A 17,696-nucleotide genomic window follows, 5' to 3' on the forward strand; every position below is an offset into this window, starting at 1 on the left:
TCCGAATCCATGAGAACAACACGCCCTTCGCAGCTCACTCAACGCAATCGGCGAACGCCAGGTGCGAAAACTATTTCGCACCTGGTTCCACTTCTGATCGTGGCCTGTTTCGCCTTCTGGCTGCCGCGAGATGCAAGCGCTTCCGATGAGTTCGAGCACGGGTTCAAACACGAACTCGGACGCATCGCGGCTCACGAAGCCGTGGGGATCGGGCGTGCTCTGATCGGCGCAATCTTCGGCCACGGCTCTCACGAGCACCGCGGAAGCCACGGTCACGAGGATTCGCACTGCGAACACGATCACCATGCCTGCTCGCATTGCGATCACCACCACTACGGCGGGCGCCACCACGGTCACGCGGGACGGTACTACGGGAGCGTCCGCTACCGACACGAGCATTCCCGGTCCCATACATCTCGTGGACGCCACTGGGACTGATCTTTTCCGTCCGAGCGGCGCTCGCCCCGACGGGGGTGAGCCTTAGCAGCAGCTGGGTCCTTCGTTGCTTTCGTCGGTATACGCGTCGTGAAAATGGCCGCGATCGACGAACACTTCCCGTTCGGCGGCCAGGGCGAGTGTGCGCTGAACATCGATGATGTGCGGACCGTCTCGGAGCACGGACAGACGCGCGCACTGGCCTTCGACCAGGCTTCGGGAACGGTCTCCGTCGAACGCCAGTACTGCGGGACCGTGCGCTGTGATGGCTTCGCCCAGTTCGAGTGACTGTGAATGGCGGACCCGAGCAGTTCGGTACAGACCCGGCGAGATCGGGACCAGTAGATCTCGACCTTCGCTTTCTGGATCACCACACTCGACCAACACGCCGAAGTCGTCGTCGAAGCCGCAGGGGTGCAGGAGTCCGCCGATCGGCGATACACCCACCGCTCCGGGTTCAGCGCGCGCCAGGACGATTTGTTGCATCCTGGCGGGGTCAAAAGGCAAGAAGCTCCCGAGTCGATCACCGACGAGGACGACTGCGTCAATCAACGCCAGGTCATCGTCCTCGCCATCGATCTGTACGTGGACGCGTTTCGCTCGGCGCGAAACTTCTTCCAGCGCGACATTGCCAGAGGCGACCAGTCCAGCGGCGGCGCCAGCAGTGGTTGCCTCGCACATCATCGGAAACACGTTGTTGGTTCCGGTCGACAGCGGGACCATGGGTGCGTCGGGCCACGCCTGAGTCACGACACGATGCGTGCCGTCGCCGCCCAGAACCAGTAATGCGCCACAGTCTGCTGCGCGCATGGCATGGACCGCTCGGACTGTGTCAGCGGCTTCGAGCCGCGCATCGACGTCGAGCACCTCGATCTTGGCATCGAGTCTCAGATTCTCGACGGCGCTCGTCGAGATGCGAAACGGTTCCCGCAGCACGATCACGTGCTGCGCTCCTCCCGCGACCGCACCGACGACTGCGCGTGCGACCTGATCTCGTTTGGCCTCGTGCGTGGTGGTACTGGCGCGCGCGACCATGCGTCGAACGTCGCGACCGGACAGTGGATTTGCCAGGATCGCTACGGGTTTCGGCTGAGCAGGAGAGGATTTCATTGCTGGGAGTCTACCGCGATCGGCCCGGCTGGCGTGGATTTCCCGGCCTGGGCAGTCTCTGCAGATTCCACCCGAAGTCCGTAGCTGCACCGGCTTCCAGGGCGAAGAATGGGCTATACAATCAGCGGGGACCTGCTCGCGAAGGGAGCATGAGAATGAGTGCGGTCAATTCGATCCTGGTGGCTACGGACTTCTCGTCGCATGCGGAGTGCGCGCTCGAGCAGGCGACGAAGCTGGCCAGCTTGCTGGGCGCACGAGTCCACCTGGTGTTCGCGGTTCACGTACCGGTGCAACCCCTGCTTCCCGAGATGGCCATCGTTCCGGCCGACATGATCGGACAGATGCGCGAGTTCGGGCGCACGAAGGCGCAAGAGACGGCCAACAAGATCGAGGCCGCCGGAGTCGAGTACGAAATCCATATCGAAGAAGGCGAGCCGTCGCGCGTCGTGCTCGATCTGGCGGAGCGCCTGAAAATCGACATGATCGCCGTGGGACGGCGCGGGCAGAGCGCACTGGAGCACGTGATCGTGGGAAGTGTCGCCGAGCGCCTACTTCGTTCGGCCGACTGTCCCGTACTGACCGCCGTTTCCGAAGGAGGCGAACTCTCGCTCGACGAGATTCTGGTGGCGACCGATCTCTCCGACGCAGCGATCGGCGCGCTTGGCGTCGCCCAGACGATTGCTGCTGCATCGCCGCCGACCCGGCTCTTGCTCGCATACGCCCACCCGCCCGGGATCCAGGCGGTGCGCTTTCTGGCGCAGACCGACGAGCGGGTCTCGATCGGTACCGGTATTCCGATCCTCGACTCGCTTGCCGAAGATGTGGTCACCCGGGCTTCTGCCCTGCTCGATCCCGCGCGCAACGGCGGGGTTCAATCCTACCTGGTCACCGGCGATGGCAAACCGGACACCTTGATTCTCGAAACCGCTGAGCAGCGCAATGTGAAGCTGATCGTCATGGGGACGCACGGCCGCCGCGGTATCTCACATCTGGTCCTGGGAAGCGTGGCCGAGCGCGTTGTCCACGGCGCGAGTTGTTCGGTCATCACGGCTCGGATTCAGGGTTCGTGACAGAGAGTTCGGGCGAAGCGCAATCTTCGGCTGAGACTGAGGCGGATTTTTCGATCGTCGCACTCCGGCACGCGCGGAGGGTCGTGATTTTCGTCGTCGGAACCACGGTGTGTCTTTTCGGGGTCGCCATGATGGTGCTCCCGGGTCCCGGAGTCCTGGGAGTGGCCCTGGGGGTTTCGATCCTGGCGACCGAGTTCGGCTGGGCGCGTCGGCTGCTGCGCCGCGCGAAACAGGCCGTTGGAGTCGGGGACTCGAAGTCGGACGAGCCCGGGCCCGACTCGCTATAATCGCTCCCAGATGCCCGACCAACCCTCGCAACGCAGAAAGCTGGCCGCCATCCTCATGGCCGACGTCTCCGGCTTCAGTCGCCTGATGGGCGCGGATGAAGAGGGTACGACCGCACGCATGCAGGACTTCCACCGCCGTGTGCACTCACTGATCGAATCCCATCAAGGTCGACTGGTGGACACCGCGGGAGACTCCGTGTTCGGGGAGTTCGACAGCGTGGTCAACTCGGTGCGCTGCGCCTACGAAATCCAGACGGAGCAAGCTCGCGAGAATCGCGAAGAAGCGGACGATGCGCGCATCGATACGCGTATCGGCATTCATCTGGGCGACGTAATCGTCGAAGCACAGCGCGTCTGGGGAGATGGCGTGAACATCGCCGCCCGACTCGAACAGTTTGCGCAACCCGGATCGATCTGTGTTTCGGAGGCGGTCTACCAGCAAATCTTCAACAAGCTGGACTACGAGTTCCAGGACATGGGTGTCCAGGAGTTGAAGAACATCGATCAGCCGCTGCGGGTCTACGGCATCCCCGGACCCGGATCGCTTCCGGTCGCTGCACCTTCGTCCAGCGTCTCTCACCCGCGCACGCGTCGACGTGCGCACCGACGGCATTCCAAGGACCCAAACCCGCGGGGAAGGCGCGAGCCCTCGACCTGGCTCGAAGCCTTCATGCATCCGCTCGATCTGATTTCGCTGATCATCGCTGTCGCATTGATCACCTCTCCGCTGCTGATGGTTCCTACGGGTGGCATCTTTTCGACGCTGGGAGGCGTGCTCGCGGGGGTGAGCCTGGGGCGCATCTGGCGGGCCGTCAGCGGAATTCGCGGCCATCTACAGATTCCACTGGGAGTGGGTATCGCCTCCGGCGCGGCCTTCACCCATTGGAGCGTGCCAACCGACGGACTGTTTGTCGTGGCCGGGCTGATCGTGGCCGCAGTCGGCGTGAGTCGCGTGTTTACCGAGCGCCGACTCGCACGCTGACCTCGTTCCGGACCCTCGGGACCGGTCTCGACTAGAGACTGATCTCGATCATCTCGCGCTTGTCGTAACGACCCGAGAGTTTTGAGAAGAGATCTGCCAATCGGATCTGCAGTCCGTACTTCTCGCGGAACGAAACGTATGCGGCTTCGATCGTGTTGGAATCCCGGGTGATCGTCGCTGTGGCGTCGATCCAATCGCCGCGCAGCTTTCCGCGCACGTCACACGCGGCGACCCGCGCCCGGGGCGAGTTGCGCAAGCGTTTGATCTTGCCCGCATCTCCCGCGGAGAACACGTAGAGCTTGCCGTCGGACTCGGCAAACCAGACTGGAGTTTCGACGGCGACGCCGCTCTTCCGGAAGGTTGCAAGGCTCAGGTAGAGGTGCCCTTCGAGTTCGTTCATACTTCTCACTGTAACACCTGCTAACGCCGCAGCAGGATCTTCGCCCATCCTTGGCACCGAGAGTCCATGAACCCCGACGAATCCGAAGTCGAAGCCACATCGCCACCGCTGGCCGGTGTTCGAGTCCTGGACTTCACCCGCTTTCTGGCAGGACCTTTTGCCACGATGATGCTGGCGGACTACGGAGCCGAGGTCGTGAAGGTGGAGAATCGGAAGGGTCGCGAGTTCCGGCCCCCCGGAGCCGGGCGCGACAACTACTTCTTTCTCTCCAGCAATCGCGGCAAGCGCTCGCTGACTCTGGATTTTCGCGATCCGCGCGGCCGTGCGGCCATCGAACGCATGCTGCCGCGGTTCGATGTGGTCGTCGAGAACTTTCGCCCCGGGATCATGCAGAAGTTCGGACTGGGTCCCGAGGAGTTGACCGAGCGAGATCCGCGGCTCGTCTACTGTTCGATCTCGGGGTTTGGTGCGGACGGTCCGTACAGGGACCGCCCGGGCTTCGATCAGATCGCGCAGGGCATGAGTGGACTGATGAGTGTGACGGGCACCGAAGACAGCGGTCCCACGCGTTCCGGCATCGCCATCGGAGATCTGCTGGGCGGGATCTTCGCCGCACACGGCATCTGCATGGCGCTGCTGACGCGCGAACGCACGGGTCGCGGGCAGATCGTCGACACGTCACTTCTCGACGCGCTGGTGGGTGTGCTCTCCTGGAGTGCCGGGATGTTCTTCGAATCGGGACGAGCACCCGGACCGGCGGGTCAGCACCATCCGCTCTCTTCGCCCTACGGCCGTTTCCGCGCGGCCGATGGCTTCATGAACATCGCCGCGGGAACGGACGCCATGTGGCAGAAGCTGGCGCACGCCCTCGATCGGGACTCGTGGATCGGCGACCAGCGTTTTGCCGGCGCCGGGGGACGTATCGCGAATCGCCTGGAACTCAGCGCCGAGATCGAAGCGGCGCTGGCGGAGCACTCCGTCGAGCACTGGGTGGATGCGCTCAACGTCGCCGGGGTTCCCGCAGGTCCGGTCTTGAATCTGGAACAGGTCTTCGCCGATCCCCAGGTTCTGGCGCGCAAGCTATTGCACGAACTGCCCCACCCGGAGCTGGGCACGTTCAAGACCACGGGCCTGCCGATCAAACTCTCGCAGACACCGGGTGCGATCGAGACTCCGCCTCCCTTGCTGGGTGAGCACACCGATCAGGTGTTGAGCGAGTGCGGCTTTTCGTCAGCCGAAATCGAGGAGTTGCGCGCAGCCGAGCTGGTCTGAAGAAGCGCGACCTCGTGAGAAACGCAGCCCGCTAGAGCTCGTCGATGGACTGGATGATCTTGCCGACCACTCCGTAGTCGAGAGCTTCCTGGGCCGTCATCCAGAAATTCCGGTCGGTGTCTTCCTCGATGCGTTCGAGTGACTGGCCGGTCTGCTCGGACAGGATGCGATTCAGGCGCTTGCGCATCTTGACGATCTCCTGCGCCTCGATTCCGATGTCGACGGCCTGACCGCGCACACCGCCCATCGGCTGGTGCAGGAGGAAGCGCGTGTTCGGCAGGCAGAAACGGTCTTCCTTGGCTGGGGCCACGAAGATGTGCGCACCCGCGCTTGCGACCCAGCCTGTCCCCAGAATCTTCACGCGCGGCTTCACGAAGCGAATGACGTCGTGGATCGTATCGCCCGCCTCCACGTGGCCGCCCGGCGAGTTGACGAACATGACGATGTCGCCCATATCGCTTTCCGCCATCGCGATCAGCTTCTTGGAGATTTCCCGGGCGACGTCCATGTTGATCTCGCCGTACAGGAAAATCCGCCGCTTCTCGAAGAGCGTCTCTTCGAGTCGCATCGGGAAGGGCATTGGCGTTTCGCTGGCGGGCTTGTCACTCATGCGTCCGGGTCTCCTTGAAGGCAGGGAGACTAGCGCCCCGGGCGCCCGCTCCCCACCCCGGCCGTAGGCGGACTCAGGGGCTCGAAGCCCCGATATCGTCCTCCCTCAACGATGATGGCCGCGATCGGCGCAGAAGTGCGATCTGGCACCCGGAAAACGAGCAAGTCCTGAACCCGGTTTCCGTGACCGGGTGGGGCCGTTCCTCGTTGCGACAGCTACTTCCCTGGGAAAACCGTGCGACGTAACTCGAATCGATTGCGACCCGGGTAAACTGTCTGCCAAGCTGTGGGGTCAGATAAATGGGACAAACGCGCGAGCACACACGGTGTAATCTCAAACTTGGGGAATTCGAGTCAACGGAAATAGATACGAGCTACGGCCCGATTCTCCTCCACCGAGAAGGTGGGTTCCATCACAGACATCCTATGATCGAGAGGCTTTCATCTGAAATGACAGAGAGATACTTTCCGTTCTGGCGAGAAGCTCCGCTGATGATCCGCACTGACCGGGAATTCATGTCCCGAGACCGAGGGCCAGAGGCCTCCGCGAGGGTGCGATTGCTGGACAATGTGGGCGTCGAGAGGGGGGGGGTGGCCGCGAATCGAGGCTTCCATCCCACGGCAGCTTCCGCCGGAACCTCCCGATTCAGATCATGGAGGTGGATGTCGGGGTTCTTCGCAAATCTGCCACAGGTTCTTTGGGTCGCCTCCGATGGGAACCGGACAATGAAACCCAATTTTGAATCCGACGATCCCGGTCTGCCGTACACAGGAGAATCGCATTCCGTCATGCACTCTCCGGTCTCTCGCGTTTTCTCGAGAACATGCGCGACACTACTGCTCGCTTTAGCTGTGCTGGCCTCGCCACCCTATGTTCGGGCGGGGGAGCCGGAAGACGATCCGCTGCTCGAACTCGGTACTGAAGACGGTCATGGCGGCGAAGACTTCATGAAGTACGACCGCGATCAGATCAAAAAGCAGGTCAAGACCTTCATCCCGCCGCTGCTGAGCCCGGCCTTTACCCAACATGCTTTCGTTCTTCCTCCTGGTCTGTTCAGGATGGGCCTTTCGCATCGGATCGTGTCGATCGATGGCAACGACTTCTTCAAGAACGGCAACACCAATCGAGCCGTGTTTGCAAACTCGGAAGTCGACCGGGAACTGACCGATCTCGACATCTTCTACGGATTCGATCTGAATCGCGAGTACCTGCACGCCTTCACGGTGAGACTCAACATCCCGTACAAGAACTCGCGGGTTCGCGGCTACGTCCATCCCGGGGGGCTACAGGCACTCAACGCGCACAACACCGCAAGTACCCAGGAACTCGGAGATATCGGACTCTTCCTCAAGAAGAAGCTCATGGATCAGGGCAACGGCCCGATCGGAATCGCAGCCGTCGGCGCGGTCTTCTTCCCGACCGGGGACAACGACGAAAGGTACGGAAACGACGGGACGATCATGATGCAGATGCCACCGGCTGCACCGACCAGTTCTATCTTCGGGCGGTTTTCCGACGACGGTCGTCTCCCATCCACGCTACAGCCCGGCACGGGGAGTTTCAGCTACCTGGGTGGGATGTTCCTGACCCGACAGTTTGATTGGCGTGGGCTTTCGTTGCGCGGCGCCTTTCACCTCGGTGCGACCTACCGGCTCGTGTTCAAAGAAGACGGGGTCGATCCCGGCGATACCGCGACGTATTTTGCGTCGCTGGTCATGCCGATCCGAAAGGATTTCTTGTCCGCGGATCTGACCTGCATCGTGTTCGACCACGAAGACGACAGCTACAGCGGGACGTTCATGGATCCGGTCCTGGGCGTGATTCCGCGACCGGACTTTTCCGGAGGAACGACTGGCTTCATCGCGCCGTCGTTGATTTTCAGTCCCGATCCGCAGTTCCGCGTGACGCTTTCAGCGCTCCTGCGGGTCAAGGATCCGGATCTCGGACCTGCGCCCCAGTCGATTATCCGACTCGGGTTTTCGGCGACGTTCTGACAGATGGAAAAGAAATACTCGATCGCGTTGGAAATGCTTCGACCTGATTGTGCGGGGAAAACATGATGCGGATGTCAAAGAGAATCCTGGTCGGTTGCGTCATCGCCTCGATGAGCCTCTGGTGGATGGCGCCCATGGGAACCGCGAAGGTTCTCATGCACACGCCGGATGGTCGTGTCCTGCACCTCAAGGGAGGCACGGCTCAACCGGACCTGAGCCGGTTCCGGTCCGCATTGCAGAGCAAGGTCATGGATCGCCGCTTCCACACGAACGAGAACGGCTATCTCGCCAATGAGGCCTACTCCACCAGTCAGACCGGCTTCAATGACATGGTCAAGGCCGGAATTCCGGTGGCGTACAAGCCGGAGTTCCACTGGATCTCACACCAGGAAATGTACTGGAACGCGCGCTTCCTGTTGCAGTGGGCCGGCGCGGCCTCCCGACTCGGGATCTCCATGGTGCACGGCCCCTACTGGACATTGAAGGCCGATGAATTCTCGAGGCGGAACCGCTTTGGGCGAGATCGCGGTGAACGCTCTCTGTCCAACAAGGACATCCTCATTGGCATCTACCTGCCGCTCTACTACTCCCGCACCGGCTTTCCGCGTGTGTTCGATTCGGCCTTTCCTACTTATCTGCAGTACGCATCCGGCGACCCCCGCCTGGTGGGGCCGGTCGAGGTCGGGGACGACTTCGACGACCCGCAGAGCAGTAAGAAGGGCGGCTGGGGTGTGCCTCGCTATTTCCTCGATTGGACGAACCTGCGCTGGAATCACGACCGGATGGACACCACTATCCACATGGGAGGGCTGGGACAGTTCCTGAAGAGAAGGGCGCAGTGGACCGGCTATATGTTCCACAGCACGCACGTGGAGCAATCACCCTCGGACCCCGACGGCGATGAGATCTCCCTGCTCGGGAACGACGCGGAAGAAGGCTTCCGCGGAACCGTTCTGGCCACCATGGCAATCAATACCATGCTCGAGGCCAAGGCCGCATTCTTCGCTGATGCGAAGGGGAAGAAACTCGGCGGGCTCAATCCCTTCAAGTACGATCCTGAAAACGGCCTGCGATACCTTCCGCATACCATCAAGCCGAACATTCTCTGGGTAGGGGATCTTCCCGAGCGGCTCTGGTCGGTCAGCATTGCCGACAACTCCAGTCAGCTCTGGGACCAGGCGTCCTGGATCTGGGCAACCACCGAGTACAGTCACTTCGTCCTCTGGTACAACGATCAGGTCTTCACCGACAATCCGCCCGCGGATGGTGGCATCCTCGAAAAGCGGGTTGGACTCGTCTCGCGCGGGATGGCCAATGTCATCATCAAGAACCTCAGGGCCATGCACACCCGCAAGGGCATCCTCGTTTCGGAGTGGACTCCCACAGGAGGGACCGGAAAGGTCCTGAGCATGCGGGATGCTGCCATGACCATGTCGGCCTTGAAGGAGTACGACGATCGTCACGAGTTCCTCGATGAGGATGAGGATCTCCGAGAAGACGCAGTCACCATGCTGATGGATCTCGCGGATTTCCTGGTGAAGGTCCAGGCGAAGGACGGATCGTTCTACGAGAAATACGACGTGACCAGCGGCGAGGGGCTCGGTGAGAACACTGTGTCCGCTCCCAACTGGGCCGGTATCAAGGCGCTGGTCGTGGCCTGGCAGAAGACGGAAGAGGAGGCTTACGCCCGCGCTGCGCGAAAGACCTTCAACCTGATGAATAGTAAGTACTGGGTTGAAAAACACGGCCTCTATCGCACGAGACTCGGCGACGACACGGTCACCCTCACTCCGTACGACATCGCGATCACACTGGGCGCTTTGCGCGAGACGCTCTTTGCGACACCTCTTCATCTGGTCGAACCACAACTCGACAGGATCACCCGTTGGTGGGTTCAGACCATGGATTCGAGTGGCATGCAGCAGACCGAGGACAATCGCACGGGTGAACTCGCCTTCGGCACGGCCGGGATGGACGAAGATGCGGACGGGATTCCCTTCGTCGCCGGCGGTTATGGGGAATACGGCACAGCACCGGTGACCGCGGCAAAGGTCGCGGTCAACATCGGCGGGTCCGAGAACTCCGCGTTCGCGGCTCTTGATGGAGACGCCTACAACGCCCAGAAGTACGCCGAGGTCAAATTCGCCTACGTCACCCAGTCTCGCAAGGAACAAGACGAGCTCCTGCTGCCTCTGGACATCCCTTCCGAGGGGCTGATCGAGCGTCCTCCGATGCAGAAGTTCAACGGAACCACCATCCCACTGGCCTCCAGCAAGCCGGTCGAACGCGGGCTGGGAATCAAACTCGGTCTTACAGGCAAGCAGATCTTCGAGATCAACTGCGTCCTGTGCCACGGTTTTTCGGGAGAGGGGATTACCGGTCTCTCGCTAGAGAAGGACGTGATGACGTTCTCACACGAAGAGATGTTCAAGGTCCCGAACGAGGGCCGGCACGAGAAACTCATGCCTCCGTGGGGTGTCGGGAACAAAGACAGTTTCGGTGGTCCGCTGAGTGAAGAAGAGATCCACCTCATCGTCAACTACGTGCAGAGTGACGAGTTTCGCGAGAAGTTCCAGGCCCATCAGGATGCTCTTCACGCCAAGGGCGATCCTCCGAAGGATCCTTTCGAGTACCTCTCCCGGCAATACCAGAAGGGCACTTTGGAAAGCGCGACCGCTGACGATATTCGCCGCATCTCCCAGGCTCAGTGCAGGGCGAGTGATTGCATTCCGGAATCCCACAAGGTGTTCCGCCGGCTCCTGGCCGAGTCGCAGGGGAAGCAATCTCCGCGACTGGCCGATGCGGCTTCGGAGGAAGCGAAGGACCGTCCACAACCTTCTGCGGGGAGTGAATCCAGTCAGGCGCCGCCCGACAAGACAACAATCCTTACACGGCCATGACAGGAATAGATGTGACGATGGCAGAACCTCAAAACTCAGAAATGCTCTCCGAAAATCCGATTCAGCGCCTCGGTGCGCTCGTGTTGGTGCTCTTGCTCGTGCTGCCGATCACTGCTCACGCGGCCGGTTACAAGGAAACCCGGGTAGAAAACGGCGGGAGCATCACCGGCAAGCTGAGTTTCTCCGGTGAACTCCCGGCCGACGCCGTCGAAATGATCGCGGTCAACAAGAACCCGGAAGTCTGCGGAGAAGGCTATCGCGAGGTCGTCTGGGTGGACGTCGAGAACGGCGCGTTGCGCGGTGCCTTCGTCTATCTGCACAAGATCAAGAAAGGCAAGGCCTGGAGCCCACCAGACGGTGGCAAGTACATGATCAATCAGAAGGGCTGCCGTTTTCGACCTTGGGCCCAGGTCGTTCGCCAGGGCGATATCCATATCAAACACAGCGACCAGGGTGTGCAACACAACATCAATATGGTCGAACTGATCGGGGTCGACAAAGGGCGAGCGGTCGAGAGGCCGCTGATCAATCGCAATCAGCCCGATCCCGGTGAAGCCATCGAGCAGATCAAGACGGTTCGCGCGCCTCATATCGCCATGAACTGCCAGGTTCACAACTTCATGTTCGGTTTCATGATGGCTCCTAAGAGTCCGTACGCCGTGGCGGTTGAAGAGGATGGCAGTTACGTCCTCGACAACGTGCCCGCGGGCAAATACACGCTCAAATCGTGGCATCCCCGGCTGGGAGTCCAGAAGAAGAAAATCACCGTTCCCGCGAACGGAGAGGTGGTCGCCGACTTCGAGTACACAAAAGACTCGGCTTCGAAGAAGCGAAGGCGACCCAGAAAGACCAAGGCAGAGAAATGACCGAAGAACACGGAGAACGAATCGTGATCACATCAGCACGGAGATTTGCTAAACGAATTCAGCTCGCGATGGCCTGTGCCGCGACTGCGTTGATGGTTCTCGCTGGCGCTATTGCAGTGGGAACGACGGAGACGGCCCGAGCCGAATCGGCGGATGAAGCGGGCGCATATCCGGCGATCGGCCCCTTGCCGACCCGAGATGCCCCGAAGGCCTCACTGGTCGAGATGGGTCGGCGCCTGTTCTTCGATCCGCGAATTTCCGGGGATGCCGGTCAGAGCTGCGCGACCTGTCACGATCCCGCGCAGGGATTCACTCGACAGACCGATGTCGAAGGCAAACCCATGCTCCTGTCCGACGCGTATCCGGGCATTCTCTACTTCCGCAATACACCGACATTGATCAATACCGCTTTTAAGGCGGACTTTGCCAACGTTGGTTGGGCCTGGGACGGTCGCATGGGTGCCAACCTGAACGATGTCGTTCGAGATCAGCTGACCGAGAGCATGATCATGAATATGGACATGCGCCTGATGCACGAGCGCATGAAGCAGGACCCGGTCTACGTAGGCATGTGCAAGGAGAACTTCGGCGGCGAGTGTAATTCGAGCGCCGGTCGCAAGGCTCTGGTCGCATTCATGGAATCCTTGGTGTCGAAGGACGCTCCCTTCGATAGCGGAACCGTTTCCGAGGCGGCCGGGCGCGGACGAGTTCTCTTCGAGGGCAAGGCGGACTGCATCCGCTGTCACAACGGTTCCTACTTCTCCGACGGTGAGGCGCATGATACCGGCGTTTCCGAGAACCTGGATATCTTCCGAGATCCGTTGCGGCATGTCGGTCTGCGTGCCGTGTACAGCAATCACGGTGTGCCCAAGACGGATATGTGGCGGCGAGACGTCGGCTATTTCCTGGTGAGCAAGAACTACGGAGACGTGGGCAGTTTTATTACTCCGACGTTGCGGGAGCTCAAGTACACGGCTCCCTATATGCACAACGGTGTGATCGGCACGCTGAATGAGGTCGTGGAGTTCTACGACCAGGGCGGCGGGCACGACGATCCACTGGCGAATGAGCTGAAACCTCTCGGACTTAGTACGGAGGAGAAGAGTGATCTCGTCGCCTTCCTCGAGAGTCTTTCCAGCGCCACTCCGATCGCTGTCGAGCTGGTGGAGATCCCCGAAACCTACGAGCCGATCGACGAATGGCTCGGCGTCCACAACTGATTTCAGGCGTCCCGTACGACACCGCAGTTTGAAGGTAAACAAAATGAAGTCGCCAAACAGAACGCAGGGCTTGTTGATCGCGCTCTTGCTCGTCGTCGCTCCTGTGGCATTCGCCCAGGAAGACCCCGATTTCGATCCGCCTCTGGCACCACTTCCGCCACCACCGGCGCCTCCGGACAACCCGATCACGCCCGCGAAGACGGAGCTCGGCAAACTCCTGTTCTTCGACACACGCTTGACGGGTGACGCGAGCTTGAGTTGTGGCGACTGTCACGATCCGAAGAAGGGTTGGGGCTCCAGCGGACCGATCTCGCGCGGTTATCCCGGTGCGGTCCACTGGCGCAATTCCCATACTGCCGTGAACTCCGCCTACCTGGGGAAACTCTTCTGGCAGGGAAGCGCCAAGAGCCTCGAAGGCCAGGCTCCGACCGCCAATCGCGGTGCGGTGGCGGGAAATGGCGAGCGGGACGTGATGCAGAGTCGGCTTCGCCAGACTCCCTACTACATCAAGGCATTCAAGGAAGTCTTCGGCACCGAGCGACCCAATCTCGGCGACGCCTGGCAGGCTGTCGCGACGTTCGAACGCGCGGCGTTGTCTCAGCTCGATACGCCACTGGACCAGTATCTCGCGGGCGACGAGTCGGCTCTTTCCGAAGAGGCGATCGAGGGACTCGAGTTGTTCCGCGGCAAGGCCGGTTGCATCGAGTGCCACAACGGCCCTCTGCTCACGGATGAGAAATACTACAACCTGGGTCTACCGCGGCCCATCGAGTGGGAATCGATCGGTCTGAACACGATCACCTTCCGCTGGGAGACCTACGCCAAGGGTGCTCCCGAAAAGAGCTATCGAGAGTGGAAGGACGACGCGGGGCTGTACTTCACGACCAAGCGCAAGGATGACATCGGGAAGTTCCGCACTCAGCCACTCCGGTATCTCCTGTACACCCCTCCGTACGGGCACGCCGGGCAGTTCTACACACTGGAGGAGGTCGTCGACTTTTACGACGAAGGTGGAGGCGAGAACGAGTTCACCGATGGCACACACGGTTTCAATACGAAGACGCCGATCCTGAAGCCTCTCAATCTCAGCGATGAAGAGAAAGAGGTGTTGGTGATCTTCCTGGAAGAAATCAGCGGTGAGGAAATCACGATGGCCGTTCCGAAGATCCCAATGTACGAGGCGATGCCCGATGTGGCTGAACTGACGCAAGCTTCGGCCAAGCGAATCGGCCTCGAGACGTATCTGTCCTCTCTTGCTGGAAAGGAGGAGGTGAGCAAATGACCGAGCAGAAGAAATCCTCGTCGTGTCGGGGTGGTTGCATTACCAGACGTGAGGCTCTGCTAGGAGGCGCTGGAGTGATCACCAGCACCGTCTTGCTCAGCACTCTTCCCGGATGCGAGAAAAGCGAACCGGTGCCCGTTCAGGTGTCCCGTCATCCGGGCAAGCTGATCGGCAAGCTGAGTGAGTTGAAACAGAATCAATCCGTATCTTTTTCATTTCCGGAAGGCGCCGCCAACGCGACGGGCATGTTGATCAAGATGGGTGTTCAGGCCGGAGGAGGCATCGGACCGGAACAGGACATCGTCGCTTTCAATACGACCTGTCCTCACATGGGCGGACAACTCTACGGGCGCTACATACCCGAGGAGCAGGCTCTGGGCGCCTGTCCCCATCACCTTTCATCGTTCGACCTGACTCGCCACGGCATGGTCATCGCCGGCCATGCCACCGAGAGCTTGCCGCAAGTGCTGCTTGAACTCGACGGAGACGACATCTACGCCGTGGGCCTGATTGGTCTGATCTACGGCCACACTTCAAATCCCGAAGCCTGATCGAGGAATAGGAATCATGTCTGCAAAAGATTCAAAGCCATTCTACAAGTCGTCGGAGCAGGTTCCGCTTCCGCCAAAAGATGCCGAGGTCCTCACCACGTGTTGCGACTACTGCATCGTGGCGTGTGGACAGAAGGTCTACCGCTGGCCCGCCGACGGTCCCAACGGGGGCATGAAGAAGAGCGAAAATGCGCTCAACCGAGATTACCCATTGGCTCCGATGGTGGGCAACTGGCTTGGACCGAACCAGTTCACCCAGGCGATGCACAACGGGAAGCTCCACAATATTGCCGTCGTACCGGACGGCGACGCGACCGTCGTCAATGTGGGCGGAAATCACAGTATTCGCGGTGGTTGCATTGCCCAGAAGGTGTACAGCGAGAAGAAGCCGACTCGGGATCGCTTGAAGCACCCGATGATTCGCATCGCCGGGAAACTGACACCGGTGAGCTGGGACCTGGCCCTGGACGTCGCCGCCGAGGTCTCCAAGCACGTCATCAAGCACCACGGCGAAGACGCCTGGGCCCTGAAGTACTTCAGCTATCAGTTCTACGAGAACACGTACGCGCTCACGCGCTTGGCGTTCAAGAGCATCAATACGATGGCGGTCGCCCAGCACGACCACCCGGCGATCGTGGATGCGACTCCCGGCTGGACGGATATCGGCTACGACAGTTTCCCGTCGTCGTACGAGGACTTCCTGCACGCCGATTGCGTCGTGATCTCCGGAGTGGATCCGTTCGAGACCAAGTCGGTGTTGTGGAGCGAGTGGATTTCTCGGGGCATGATCGAGAACAAGACGAAACTCGTGATGATCAATCCCAGAAAGACGGTCGGCGTTGCCGCGGCCGAGAAGAACGGCGGTCTGCACCTGGATGTGAATCCCGGCTCCGATACCGTCGTACACATGGCGATCGAGCGTGTGATCCTGGAAAACGGTTGGGAGGACACCGAGTTCATCAAGAACTGGGTGAACAATTTCTGGGAGACCGATTCCGGTTTCGGTCAGGGAACCCGCAACACGCCCTGGCAGTGGCGAACCACCTGGGGGAAATTCCAGGTCAAGGACTTCGCCGACTGGAAGAAGTGGATTCTGGAGCAGGAAGAGTCCAAGCCCGATGTCGCTGCGGCGATTGCCGGGATCGACCCTCAGAAGATCTACAAGGCCGCAGAGATGATGGCCAAGCCGAAAGCTGATGGCGAACGGCCCAAGACCATGATCGCGATCGAAAAGGGCAACTACTGGTCCAATAACTATCTGAACACTGTTTCGATCGGTACGCTAGGCGTGATTCTCGGATGCAGTGGTCGCAAGGGACGTGGCATCACTCGTCTGGGTGGCCACCAGCGCGGTGGGCGGAGCGGGGGCAAGTATCCGACCTGGAAGTCTCCCTACAAGATGCCCGGTCGGCGCCATCATCGGATCGACCTGGACCGCTGGGTCGAAGATGGCCACGTGCGCTTTGCCTACGTCGTCGGTACGACGTGGATCCAGTCCATGGCCGGTTCGGGTGATCTGAAGCAGACTTTCCAAGCGAAGACTCGCGACAATCCGCATCAGATTCAGTCAGCGGATAAGCAGCACATCATCGATACGCTCAAGAAACGAGTCGAGTCGGGCGGGATGGTGGTCGCCCACCAGGATCTCTATCTCATCGAACCCATCGGTAGTGAATTTGCCGACATCGTGCTTCCTGCTTCGGGTTGGGGCGAGTCGGATTTCACGCGCTGCAACGGAGAACGTCGCATTCGCCTGTACTCCGGCTTCTACGATCCGCCGGGAGAAGCCTTGCCCGACTGGAAGATCGTTTCCATGTTCGCGAAGAAGATGGGATTCGAGGGCTACGACTGGAAGGAGTCCAATGACGTTTTCGAGGAGACCTGTCGCTTCAGTCGAGGCGGTCGAACCGATTACAACGTCTTGCGCACGGTCGCCAAACGGAAGGGCATGAAGACCCACGACCTGCTTCGGACCTACGGTACGACTGGATTGCAGTGTCCGCTGCTCCTCGATGGAGAGAAGATCATCGAGACCAAACGACTGCACGATTTCGAACGCGATGATCTACCTGCCACGGGGCCAGCGGGGGTGAGCGTTCAGCGCAAGAACCTGATGGCCTTCAAGACGCACACCGGCAAGCTGAACCTGTTGAAGTCACCCTGGAATATCTGGTCCGATTTCTACGAGTTCATGCGACCCAAAGACGATGAGCTGTGGGTAACCAACGGGCGCGTCAACGAGATCTGGCAATCGGGTTTCGACGATACAGAGCGTCGTCCGTACATTCAGCAGCGCTGGCCGGACAACTTCCTCGAGATCCATGAGGAAGATGCGCGCGCCCGCGGCATCGAAACCGGTGACCGCGTCGAGATCGAGTCGAAACGCGTTCCCGTCCAAAAGGATTTCAATCTGGGCGTCAAGAGCGACGATATGTGGTTCTCTGGTCTGATGAAGCGCAACCACATCAAGATCGTCACCGGAAAATTCGAAGCGGTGGCTATCATCACTCCGGTCGTGAAAAAGGGAGTGGTCTTTACGAACTTCCTGGACAAGAACCAACCGGCCAATAGCATCACGCCGAGGGTTCCGGATCCGCTCAGCATGAACTACCGCTTCAAGCTCTCATCGGGAACGGTCAAGAAGATCGGTGAATCCCCTTACAAGGACACCTACGCCCAGATGAGCCTCAAGAGGCGGAATATCGTTTAGCGACACC

General features: G+C 60.3%; 15 protein-coding genes. 12 read left to right on the top strand and 3 right to left on the bottom strand.

The window, feature by feature from the left end:
• Positions 1-9 precede the first annotated feature (9 nt).
• Positions 10-438, top strand: coding sequence for a hypothetical protein (locus GY725_13780; protein ID MCP4005256.1), 429 nt, complete (start codon positions 10-12; stop codon positions 436-438).
• A 42-nt stretch (positions 439-480) separates the two neighbouring features.
• Here the strand turns inward: GY725_13780 and GY725_13785 are convergent, their stop codons facing one another.
• Positions 481-1,545 (bottom strand): hypothetical protein, encoded by a 1,065-nt coding sequence (locus GY725_13785; protein ID MCP4005257.1) that lies wholly within the window; start codon positions 1,543-1,545, stop codon positions 481-483.
• A gap of 155 nt (positions 1,546-1,700) precedes the next feature.
• On the opposite strand from GY725_13785, the gene GY725_13790 reads away from it, so the two are divergent.
• From GY725_13790 to GY725_13800, 3 genes are read left to right on the top strand one after another with little or no spacing between them, the layout of a single operon-like run.
• A complete protein-coding gene (locus tag GY725_13790) occupies positions 1,701-2,615 on the top strand; it encodes a universal stress protein (GenBank protein ID MCP4005258.1) in 915 nt (304 codons plus the stop codon).
• Between the two features lie 53 nt (positions 2,616-2,668).
• Positions 2,669-2,902: a hypothetical protein gene (locus GY725_13795; GenBank protein ID MCP4005259.1), complete on the top strand. Its 234-nt coding sequence runs from the start codon at positions 2,669-2,671 to the stop codon at positions 2,900-2,902.
• Positions 2,903-2,912: 10 nt separating this feature from the next.
• Positions 2,913-3,884: an adenylate/guanylate cyclase domain-containing protein gene (locus tag GY725_13800; protein ID MCP4005260.1), complete on the top strand. Its 972-nt coding sequence runs from the start codon at positions 2,913-2,915 to the stop codon at positions 3,882-3,884.
• A gap of 31 nt (positions 3,885-3,915) precedes the next feature.
• Here the strand turns inward: GY725_13800 and GY725_13805 are convergent, their stop codons facing one another.
• On the bottom strand, positions 3,916-4,284 hold the full coding sequence (locus GY725_13805) for a PPOX class F420-dependent oxidoreductase (protein ID MCP4005261.1): 369 nt from the start codon (positions 4,282-4,284) through the stop codon (positions 3,916-3,918).
• 66 nt (positions 4,285-4,350) lie between these two features.
• Between GY725_13805 and GY725_13810 the strand changes: the two genes are divergently transcribed.
• Entirely contained in the window at positions 4,351-5,556 is a 1,206-nt protein-coding gene (locus GY725_13810; GenBank protein MCP4005262.1) for a CoA transferase, read from the top strand.
• A 31-nt stretch (positions 5,557-5,587) separates the two neighbouring features.
• Here GY725_13810 and GY725_13815 read toward each other — a convergent pair whose 3' ends face one another.
• The gene (locus GY725_13815) at positions 5,588-6,166 is read right to left on the bottom strand and encodes an ATP-dependent Clp protease proteolytic subunit (GenBank protein MCP4005263.1); all 579 of its coding nucleotides are present in this window, start codon (positions 6,164-6,166) and stop codon (positions 5,588-5,590) included.
• A gap of 725 nt (positions 6,167-6,891) precedes the next feature.
• On the opposite strand from GY725_13815, the gene GY725_13820 reads away from it, so the two are divergent.
• The 7 genes from GY725_13820 to GY725_13850 all read left to right on the top strand — a co-directional run bounded on the left by GY725_13820 (position 6,892) and on the right by GY725_13850 (position 17,689).
• Positions 6,892-8,160, top strand: a complete 1,269-nt coding sequence (locus tag GY725_13820) for a hypothetical protein (GenBank protein MCP4005264.1) — start codon at positions 6,892-6,894, stop codon at positions 8,158-8,160.
• Between the two features lie 71 nt (positions 8,161-8,231).
• Positions 8,232-11,060 carry a cytochrome c gene (locus GY725_13825; protein MCP4005265.1) on the top strand — a complete coding sequence of 943 codons (2,829 nt, stop codon included), beginning with the start codon at positions 8,232-8,234 and terminating at the stop codon, positions 11,058-11,060.
• A 17-nt stretch (positions 11,061-11,077) separates the two neighbouring features.
• Positions 11,078-11,926, top strand: a complete 849-nt coding sequence (locus GY725_13830) for a carboxypeptidase regulatory-like domain-containing protein (protein ID MCP4005266.1) — start codon at positions 11,078-11,080, stop codon at positions 11,924-11,926.
• 23 nt (positions 11,927-11,949) lie between these two features.
• Entirely contained in the window at positions 11,950-13,146 is a 1,197-nt protein-coding gene (locus tag GY725_13835; protein MCP4005267.1) for a photosynthetic protein synthase I, read from the top strand.
• A gap of 43 nt (positions 13,147-13,189) precedes the next feature.
• Entirely contained in the window at positions 13,190-14,428 is a 1,239-nt protein-coding gene (locus GY725_13840) for a cytochrome-c peroxidase (protein MCP4005268.1), read from the top strand.
• The gene (locus tag GY725_13845) at positions 14,425-14,979 is read left to right on the top strand and encodes an arsenate reductase (azurin) small subunit (protein ID MCP4005269.1); all 555 of its coding nucleotides are present in this window, start codon (positions 14,425-14,427) and stop codon (positions 14,977-14,979) included. The genes GY725_13840 and GY725_13845 overlap by 4 nt, the downstream gene beginning before the upstream one ends.
• Before the next feature lie 16 nt (positions 14,980-14,995).
• Positions 14,996-17,689: an arsenate reductase (azurin) large subunit gene (locus GY725_13850; GenBank protein ID MCP4005270.1), complete on the top strand. Its 2,694-nt coding sequence runs from the start codon at positions 14,996-14,998 to the stop codon at positions 17,687-17,689.
• Positions 17,690-17,696 lie beyond the last annotated feature (7 nt).

It is taken from the genome of bacterium (assembly GCA_024226335.1).
In the GTDB taxonomy this organism is placed as follows: Bacteria; Myxococcota_A; UBA9160; order SZUA-336; family SZUA-336; genus JAAELY01.